Consider the following 2416-nt stretch of genomic DNA (forward strand, 5'->3'; position numbering starts at 1 on the left):
TGTCAATCGGCGTGCAAAACTTACCGGGATTTTGGGTAAATCGGCGTTGAAAAGTTTCCACCCAGGATTGTTAAATATCCGACATTTAGTCGGAGAATTCTGGAGTGATAACAATGGATATTATTGCCGAAGTAAGAAGGCGTCATTTTGTTAGCAAGGAGAGTATCAGTTCAATAGCGCGTTCATTGGGGGTATCCCGCCCCACGGTGAGGAAGCATTTACAGACAGAAGCCGAACCGGTATATCAGCGTCAAATTCAAATTGCACCCAAACTGGGTGAATTCAAGGTGTTATTAACGAAATGGCTTGAAGCGGAAGCATTGCTACCCCAAAGGCAACGCCGTACAGCCGTGCGCTTATATGAAGGTTTGGTTGATGAGGGCTATACCGGTGCTTATGACAGCGTTAGGCGATTTGTTAAACAATGGAAGGCCAGTTACAAGAACACACCTTCCTTAAAGCAAGCCTTTGTTCCTTTGGCGTTTAAACCCGGTGAAGTCTGTCAATTTGACTGGAGCCAGGAAATCGTTGAGATAGGCGGTATAGAACAAATCATTAAAGCGGCCCATTTCCGTCTTGCATACAGCCGTAAAATGTTTGTAGTCGCTTATCTCAGAGAAGCACAGGAAATGGTGATGGATGCGCATGATAAAGCATTTGCGTTTTATGGCGGCGTGACCTTGCAGATGATTTATGACAATCCTAAAACGATTGTGGATACCGTTTTTGTGGGCAAAGGGCGACAGTTTAACCGACGGTTTATGGCATTGGCCAATCACTATTTGTTTGAACCGGTAGCTTGTACACCGGCAGCTGGATGGGAGAAAGGTCAAATTGAGAATCAAGTAGGAAATGTCAGAGAGTGGTTATTTACGCCACGCGTAAAATTCGAGACCCTGGATGATCTGAATCGTTGGTTAGAAAAGCGGTGCCAAGAGCTATCAAACAGAAAACACCCAGACTTTCCATCACAAACCATTGCTGAATGTTTTCAACAAGAACAACCACTTTTGAGGCAAATAACCACACCTTTCGCCGGTTACATTGAACACCTGCTGAAAGTTTCCAGAACCTGTCTGGTACGTGTAGACAGAAATCAATACAGTGTTCCCGCACAATGGTCAGGACAAGTGGTTTCAGTCAGAGTAACTGCCGATCATCTCGACATTGTGGCGGCGGGTAAGACGATTGCAACGCATCAACGCAGTTTCTTGCGCGATCAACTCATCTGCAATCCCTGGCATTATCTACCTGTACTGGAAAAGAAACCGGGCGCCATACGTCATGGCATTCCTTTTCAGGATTGGGAGCTGCCGGAAACGATTCGGCGCGTGCGTTCGATCCTGCAGCAACAGGATAAAAATGAACATGCCTTTGTTGATCTGTTGTTACTCACCCGTGAAGCTGGATTGGATGCGCTCGAGACAGCCTGCGAGTTGGTATTAGAATCAGGGATTGTAAATGCAAACGTACTACAGAATGCAGTCAGACGTTTGATTGAGCCTATTCGCCCCAAGACACTGAATGCCAGCGATAATTTACAGTTAATCACTGAGCCTCAAGCGGATTGTCAGCGTTATGATCGCCTATTGGAAAGCCATTATGTCCACTGATCTACTAACCCAGCTCAAAGCATTGCATTTGTATGGTATGGCAGAAGCATGGTCTGAGTTAAGAGCGGAAGTATCGCAGCGCAAGCAAACACAATCTCCCGAAATCATGCTGAGCCAGCTGATCAACGCCGAAATTGTAGATCGTCAAATGCGCAGCCTGAAATACCAGTTGAAAGTTGCAAGGTTTCCAATTCACCGGGATTTGGTGAAATTTGACTGGAATGAAACACTGCTCTCACGCCAGCAAATAGAGCAACTCGCAACTGCCGGTTTTATGGATGATGCACATAACCTCATTCTGGTCGGCGGCACGGGAACAGGTAAAACCCATTTGGCCACTGCACTCGGTATTGCAGCTATCCATCATGGAAAACGTATAAGGTTCTTCAACGCCGTTGATCTGGTCAATCTGTTGGAACAAGAAAAACAACTGAATAAAACTGGAAATCTAGCCAGAAGACTCATCCAGTTTGACGCAGTCATCCTGGATGAATTGGGATATTTGCCTTTCCCTGAATCCGGAGGCGCCTTGCTGTTCCATTTAATCAGCCAATTGTATGAGCGTACCTCGCTCATCATAACTACCAACTTAAAATTCAGTGAATGGGTTCAGGTTTTTGGTGATGCAAAAATGACCACCGCTCTATTAGATCGAATTACCCATCATTGTGACATCATCGAAACAGGGAATGATTCTTATCGATTCAAGCATCGTAAGAAGTGTATAAAAACCGATTAACCAACTATACCAGGTGGAAACTTTTCGACGCCGATTCCTGGAAAGTTTTCAATGCCGATTGACA

The 2416-nt window shown here is 45.3% G+C and carries 2 protein-coding genes; both read left to right on the top strand.

The window, feature by feature from the left end:
* The first annotated feature begins 113 nt into the window (after positions 1 to 113).
* Positions 114 to 1613, top strand: a complete 1500-nt coding sequence (istA, locus tag C8R34_RS16080) for an IS21 family transposase (RefSeq protein ID WP_110342292.1) — start codon at positions 114 to 116, stop codon at positions 1611 to 1613.
* Positions 1603 to 2352, top strand: coding sequence for an IS21-like element helper ATPase IstB (gene istB / locus C8R34_RS16085; RefSeq protein ID WP_110342294.1), 750 nt, complete (start codon positions 1603 to 1605; stop codon positions 2350 to 2352). Before istA ends, istB begins: the two co-directional genes overlap by 11 nt.
* Positions 2353 to 2416: the final 64 nt, after the last annotated feature.

This window comes from Nitrosomonas sp. Nm84 (assembly GCF_003201565.1).
Lineage (GTDB): Bacteria > Pseudomonadota > Gammaproteobacteria > Burkholderiales > Nitrosomonadaceae > Nitrosomonas.